We start from the raw sequence: 6338 nt of genomic DNA on the forward strand, positions 1-6338 counted from the left end.
CTCTCAGAGCGCGGAGATCTCGCGTTCTTCCCGCTGTGTCCTTTCCTCCACGACGACCGCGAAAACCACCATAAACGCACCGCCGCTGAGTGGAGCGACCCGACAGATCAGGGGTGTGCCGTCAAGCCGTGTCACTGTGGTCTCCCATGGTTCGCGGTTCTGATAGCTGTTGGCGAAATCGCGAATTCGAGTCCAAAGGTTGGTTGGTTCGCATCTTTCCCGCCAGAAATCCAACGATTCCGCCAACGTCAATTCCGCAAAGCAGTATCCGGTTTCCACCCCCCAAAGCTGCTTGCAGGTCTTGTTCGTCAGCGACAAGACGCCCACCGAGGAGAATACCGAGATCGACTGGGTTATCCTGTCGAGTACGGATTGTCCCAGCTCGAGCTCGGCGCGAAAACGCCGGGTGAGGGAAACTTCGGCACTGATATCCTCGAAAAGGAAAGCCACCGCGCCATCGGGGTGCGGGCGGCCTGTGACCCTGTAAGTCAGACCGGACGGAAGGGTCCAAGTATCGCTGTAGCGCCCGTCCGTTGCGGCGTCCACGAGTTCAGCGAGTTGTTCACGCCAGGACGCATAGTCCTTTGGTTCGGGCATCACCTGGGTTTCGCGCATCCGATCGAAAAAGGAGAAAAGTGTGGGCCCTGCCGACAAGAAGTCGGCAGGAAGTGTCGTCAAGTCGATCAGCGCCGGGTTGAAAAGCGCGAGCTGCCGGTTCCGATCGAAGATTGCGAGGCCGATGGAAAGCTGCGCAAATGTCTTGGTCAATGTCTGCACGAAGTTGCGCTGGGCAACCTCTGCTTTGACAATTGCGTTGGCGTCAACCGCGTAGTGCAACAAGGTTTCATTATCGGCAACGCTTGCCACATCGAACCAGAGCGGTTCGTCCTGTCCGGGCAGGTGAACCGATGTTCGCACAGGCTGCAAGATGTCGAAGCTTTCAGATACCGGCACGTCGAAAACTGCGGGGCGATAGCCTGTGTCATCCACTGGCGCAAGCGCATCGTAGGCGGCATTGGCCCACAACACACCACCCGAAGCACCGGTTTGCCATATTGGATAGGGGGCCCTCTCTGCGGCAGAGGGCGTGTCATTGGTGCCGGAGGGTGCGCTGGATTCAGTCCGGGCCTCGACTATCGTGACCTTTGTGACCTCATCCCATCGCAACACCTTCACCACAGCACGATCCGGCGGATCGGCGCGGATCACGCGGTAGTTTCCGCGACCCAGATCGGAGACCCTGTCGGGAAACCGCGAAAAGCGCGGCTGCAAAATGTCCGCCAATCCGGACCAGCCGAGATCTTCCAGTCCGTGGTCCTTTGCCATATCGAGGGCTGGAAGAGTCGCATCCACGAACTGACCGCGATCAAAGAGGAATATTGGACGCTCCTGATCCGAGGTTTCCAGGACTGCACTTTGTTCGGCCTTGGTCCGGTCGATCCGCGCAACCAGCCAGAGAGCGAGGGAGGCGACGATCAGGCAGAGACCTGCGAAGAGAAGGATTTCGAGGCTTTCGATTCGCGTCATGGCCACATCCCCCGGGCGTTGGGCGCATAACCAGTTTGCTTAATTTGTGGTTAACGCATCGTTAACGTTATAAGAATTTGCCGATTAGAAAACAGGGTTTTCACCAAGAACTCGAGTTTGTTCGGTTGAAGCAGCCAGTCGTCCGCGTGGCCAGACCACCTCGACAATCGCCCCGCGGCGCTTAGAGTTGGCGGCCGGGAAGCTCCCATCCGAGCCGTTGGCAAAGCTGAGCTCGGCCCCGCTTCGTTCCAAAAGGGTCTTGGCGATAAAGAGGCCAAGGCCCATTCCCTCATACCCGGGACGTTGATGCCTGTCGTTCTCGCTCCGGCGGCGCCGCACGAACGGATCGCCAATGCGCCCGAGGAGCTGTGGCGGAAACCCTTCGCCATCATCCACAATGCGAATTACGATTTCGTTATCGGTCCATCCGGATTCAATCCAGACGTTTTCACTGCTGAAATCCACTGCGTTCTGGATCAGGTTGCGCAAGCCGTGAATCACCTCCGGGCGCCGTTGGATCAGCGGAACCGCACCGAGGGCACTGCCCTGACCGCCGTGTTCGAAATGGATCGTCTTGCCACGATCCATATGGGGTTCGGCAGACTCTTCGATCACGGTCGTAAGAGGTGCGCTGTGCATGTGCAGATCGTCCTTGCCGGCTCGTCCCATCGACCGAAGAATGTCACGGCAGCGATCTGCCTGATCGCGGATCAGAGCGGCATCGTCATGAAGATCCGGGTGGTCCTTCAGCTCTTCCATCAGTTCCGCGCTTGTCAGCTTGATCGTCGCCAACGGTGTGCCAAGCTCATGCGCCGTAGCCGCCACCACACCGCCAAGATCTGTAAGCTTCTGTTCGCGTGCGAGGGCCAGCTGCGTGGCGCTCAGCGCGGCGGACATTGCGGCCATTTCCGACATCACACGGCGGGAGTAGAGCGAGGAGAAGAAGATGGCAATCACGATGGCAATCCAGTTCCCAAAAACGAATATTTCCGGGATACGCAGGATGATCCCGTCGCGCGTGCGCAATGGCAGATGAAATTCGATCATCAGGGTCACAAGAGCGATGGCCACGGTTGCGATAAGAAGCGTTGCGCGCAATCCGAGAGCGGAGGCGGAGATCGTCACCGGGCCAACCACGAGAATCGAAAAGGGATTGTGCAGACCCCCGGTCAGAAACAGCAGAAAACAAAGTTGCAACAGATCGAAAAGGATCATCGCGGCGTTTTCCCGCTCGGACAGGAGGCGGTTCTCGGGAAAGGTGAACATCGCGATCAGGTTGCCGATCACGGAAATGCCCACCGCAAGATAGCACAGGCCAAGCTCCAGTTGCAGATGGAACAGGCGCTGCGCCACGATCAGCGCGACAAGCTGACCAATCACGGCGATCCAGCGGACCATTATGATGGTGCGTAGCCGGATCGAGTTGCTGCGGCGCTGACCCAAGATCAGATCCGTTGAGAAATCGGACATATGCGCGCCTTTGTCTCTTGTGCAGATGGTAGCAATTGTTAAGTCGGGCCATCATATCAATCAACTGACCGCTGCGCCCCGGAGGCCCGAAATGATCCGCACTATCGCCATGATTGCTGTTGTTGTCATGATCGCCCTTTTGACCGCGATCTGGTACGTGTCGCGCGGCGGTGAAGACGATCAGTTTGCGCAATGCCGCTCCGGGCAGGTCGCGGGGGGCACCGATGCGATAGGTGGGCCATTCGAACTTGTCTCTGAGACCGGTGAGACTGTGACCGACGAAGATGTGATAACAGAGCCGTCGCTGCTTTATTTCGGCTATACCTTCTGCCCGGACGTCTGCCCGCTCGATACGGCGCGGAATGCTGAAGCGGTTGAGCTCCTGGAAAAGCAGGGAAAGATCGTTCAGCCGGTCTTCATCTCCATCGACCCGGAGCGCGATACGCCGGAGGTGCTTGCGGAATTTACCGATTATCTGCATCCGCGCATGCTGGGACTGACAGGTTCGCCGGAACAAGTGAAGGCCGCGAGCCAAGCCTACCGCACCTACTACAAGAAGCAGGAAGAAGGCGATCCGGAGTACTATCTCGTCGATCACTCCACCTTCAGCTACCTGGTGCTGCCAGAGCATGGGTTTGTCGAGTTCTTCCGTCGTGACATCACTGCGGATGACATGGCGAAGCGGATCGGTTGTTTCCTTGAAAACATGTAAGTTGCGGGGATGGTTTGACCGCCGCCACCCTGCGGGCTAAGACGTTGCATAGACGAATTTGTTCCAGGGGTTGGCGGGATGGCGGAGACAAACCTGCAAGATATAGGCGAAGACCGCTCTTTGTTGCTGGTCGATGATGACGAAGCCTTTCTGCGTCGCCTGAGCAAGGCCATGGAAAAGCGTGGTTTCGAAGTGGAAATGGCCGGTTCCGTCGCGGCGGGAAAAGCTATCGCCACGGCGCGGCCGCCGGCCTATGCGGTTGTGGATCTGCGGCTTGACGATGGCAACGGGCTTGATGTCGTTGAGGTCCTGCGCGAGCGGCGAGGGGATTGCCGCGTTGTCGTGCTGACAGGCTATGGCGCGATTGCGACGGCGGTGGCGGCTGTGAAGATCGGCGCCACGGATTATCTGTCGAAGCCGGCCGATGCGACCGATATCACGAACGCGCTTTTGCGGTCGGGCGATGAGCTTCCGCCGCCACCGGAAAACCCCATGAGCGCAGACCGCGTGCGGTGGGAGCATATCCAGCGGGTTTATGAGCTTTGCGACCGGAATGTGAGCGAAACGGCGCGGCGCCTGAACATGCATCGGCGGACGTTGCAGCGGATTCTGGCGAAACGCTCTCCACGGTAATAAGCCGCTAGAATCATTGAATTTCCCATGTCGGTATAACGTCGGTATTTTGTCGGCAATACGTCGGTGTCGATTTCGTCTTCGCCGTCACTTCTTTGCCCCGGCCTTCGGTTCGTCGATGTCGTCGAGGTCGACAAGGTTCCATGGCATTCCGGCATTCCGGAAGATGCGCTTTGCCTGTCTGGGATAGTCGCCGACGTCGTGCGCCAGCCGCTGGCCCACGACAATGCAGCGGAAGGTGTCGCGGCCGGTATTGGTAATCGAGTGGGCCAGCCCGCCCTTGCGGTAGCCGAGGAAATCGCCGGGTTTGATCGGAAGGGCTTTGTCGCCAATGAAGGCTGTCGCCTCGCCTTCCAGAACATAAACGCATTCGTCCTCAAAATGGTGCATGTGGTGCTCTGTCGTGTCGCATCCCGGCGCAATCTCAATGATGTGAAAGCCCATGCCTGTCAGTCCCGTCAGATCGCCCAGCGACTTGTTCACGCGGCGGGCGTTGGGATTGAGGAAATGTGTTTTTTCCAGCCCGCCCATCGCGGCGATGTCTTCGGCGGGAATGAGATAAGGGGTGTCGCTCATGGCAGGTTCCTTGCGGTTGACGGTGTGAGCGTAATACGCCGTGCAATCTCTGGCAAACGGAGACGGGCCGTCAGCCCATACGGGCCAGAAGCGTTGCATGGCGATCAGTGTAGGCAGTTCGGGTGTCCACCGGCGGGCGCAGTGTGATTGAAAGCCCTTCGATCAGCTCCGGTTTCGGTCGATTGAAGTACTTGTCGGCTTCGGCCTCGGAGAAACCGGCGATCTGCGTCGCCTCCATCCAGGCGCTGATCCGGTCGGCGCGCTTGATCCGGGCCTTGACGGTTTTCGGGATTACGGCAGGCAGGCCGAAACGGATGTGAATCGCCGCTGCTAGGCGTTTGTCCAGTTCATCGTAACCGGGACCAACCGACGCTTTCACCGGGGAAATCATGTCGCCGATCACATATTCCGGCGCGTCGTGCAGCAATGCGGCAAGCCGCCATTTTGCCGGGGCGCCGGGTGATATTCGGGCAAAAAGCGCCTCAACCAAAAGGGAGTGCTCCGCAACGGAATAGGGGAAGTCGCCCCGCGTTTGGCCATTCCAGCGCGCCACGAAGGCGAGACCGTGGGCAATGTCGTCAATCTCGATGTCGACGGGAGTGGGGTCGAGCAGGTCGAGCCGACGACCGGACAACATGCGTTGCCATGCGCGGGCGGGTTTGGAGGGCATCGCGTTTTCCGGTCGCTCGTGGATCTGACTCTGCCTAGCCCGGCATCGTGCGATATGCAATTGCCCGAGAAGGCTGCTCAAGTCTTGCCGCATCTGAGGTGGACCCTGTTCGCCATCGGATCACATGCTGCCAGCGGTCCTGCCGGATTTGGTTGATTTACCGGACCGCTTGCGATCGCGATTTTCGGTGCTGGGGGCATGGCGTCTCCTCCCTGCGTGCTCCCCACTTCCCTTGGTTCAGAGGGGTAGCATTGTCTCCTCCCTCTCCCGGTGCTATCTGGATCGCAAAATCAATGCGTAAGGAGAGCGGCGGGATGTCGGCAGATTACATCGTCAAGGACATTGGGCTTGCGGACTACGGTCGCAAGGAGCTTGACATCGCGGAAACGGAAATGCCGGGGCTGATGGCACTGCGCGAGGAGTATGGTCAGCAGAAGCCCTTGAAGGGCGCGCGGATTGCCGGATCGCTGCACATGACCATCCAGACCGCCGTTCTGATCGAGACGCTTGTGGCGCTGGGTGCCGACGTGCGGTGGGCCTCGTGCAACATCTTCTCCACGCAGGATCACGCGGCGGCGGCGATTGCGACAACGGGCGTTCCGGTCTTCGCGATCAAGGGCGAGACGCTGGAGGAATACTGGGACTATTGCGACCGCATATTCCGGTTCGAGGAAGGCGGCGCGAACATGATCCTCGACGATGGCGGGGACGCGACGCTTTACATTCTGCTGGGCGCGCGGGTCGAAGAGG

7 protein-coding genes are annotated in these 6338 nt (G+C 59.0%); 3 read left to right on the plus strand and 4 right to left on the minus strand.

What is annotated here, in order from left to right:
- Window positions 1-3: 3 nt before the first annotated feature.
- Both BMW66_RS01865 and regB read right to left on the minus strand, forming a co-directional pair.
- Window positions 4-1209 carry a PAS-domain containing protein gene (locus BMW66_RS01865; protein ID WP_175483135.1) on the minus strand — a complete coding sequence of 402 codons (1206 nt, stop codon included), beginning with the start codon at window positions 1207-1209 and terminating at the stop codon, window positions 4-6.
- Between the two features lie 402 nt (window positions 1210-1611).
- Window positions 1612-2997, minus strand: a complete 1386-nt coding sequence (gene regB, locus BMW66_RS01870) for a sensor histidine kinase RegB (protein ID WP_093114923.1) — start codon at window positions 2995-2997, stop codon at window positions 1612-1614.
- Window positions 2998-3088: 91 nt separating this feature from the next.
- Here regB and BMW66_RS01875 point away from each other — a divergent pair, with 91 nt between their 5' ends.
- Together BMW66_RS01875 and BMW66_RS01880 are read left to right on the plus strand one after the other, a co-directional pair.
- A complete protein-coding gene (locus BMW66_RS01875; RefSeq protein WP_093114924.1) occupies window positions 3089-3709 on the plus strand; it encodes an SCO family protein in 621 nt (206 codons plus the stop codon).
- Between the two features lie 78 nt (window positions 3710-3787).
- The gene (locus BMW66_RS01880) at window positions 3788-4342 is read left to right on the plus strand and encodes an ActR/PrrA/RegA family redox response regulator transcription factor (RefSeq protein ID WP_093114925.1); all 555 of its coding nucleotides are present in this window, start codon (window positions 3788-3790) and stop codon (window positions 4340-4342) included.
- A gap of 87 nt (window positions 4343-4429) precedes the next feature.
- On the opposite strand, the gene BMW66_RS01885 is transcribed toward BMW66_RS01880, so the two are convergent.
- Together BMW66_RS01885 and BMW66_RS01890 are read right to left on the minus strand one after the other, a co-directional pair.
- The gene (locus tag BMW66_RS01885; protein ID WP_093114926.1) at window positions 4430-4918 is read right to left on the minus strand and encodes a cupin domain-containing protein; all 489 of its coding nucleotides are present in this window, start codon (window positions 4916-4918) and stop codon (window positions 4430-4432) included.
- A gap of 70 nt (window positions 4919-4988) precedes the next feature.
- Window positions 4989-5588, minus strand: a complete 600-nt coding sequence (locus BMW66_RS01890; RefSeq protein ID WP_093114927.1) for an HD domain-containing protein — start codon at window positions 5586-5588, stop codon at window positions 4989-4991.
- A gap of 314 nt (window positions 5589-5902) precedes the next feature.
- On the opposite strand from BMW66_RS01890, the gene BMW66_RS01895 reads away from it, so the two are divergent.
- A partial coding sequence (locus BMW66_RS01895; protein ID WP_139196104.1) for an adenosylhomocysteinase occupies window positions 5903-6338 on the plus strand: 436 nt, incomplete at its 3' end.

Origin of the sequence: Salinihabitans flavidus (assembly GCF_900110425.1) — a bacterium.
Classification (GTDB): Bacteria; Pseudomonadota; Alphaproteobacteria; order Rhodobacterales; family Rhodobacteraceae; genus Salinihabitans; species Salinihabitans flavidus.